Raw genomic sequence first — 244 nt, 5'->3', positions numbered from 1 at the left:
ACAGCGTTGTTCACGCTATGGCGGGGCGATGTGCCCGTGCGCCACGTGCACGGCATCGTCACCGCCTTCGAGCAAGGCGACACCGGCTTTCGGCGCACGCGTTACCGCGCCGTGGTCGAACCGTCGCTGGCGCGCGCGGCGCTGTGTTCGGACTGGCGCATCTACCAGCAACTGTCCGTGCCGGAAATCCTGGCCGATGTCTTCAAGCGCCATGGCATTACCGACTACGAACAGGTCACCACCC

General features: G+C 65.6%; 1 protein-coding gene. It reads left to right on the top strand.

Translation table 11 applies throughout. The features are described from left to right. The coding region (locus AC6LJY_RS28040) for a contractile injection system protein, VgrG/Pvc8 family (protein ID WP_498137245.1) at positions 1-244 on the top strand (244 nt) is incomplete at both ends.

This window comes from Achromobacter sp. RT286_PF, assembly GCF_059760425.1.
This window is presented reverse-complemented; position numbering and strand designations above follow the sequence as displayed.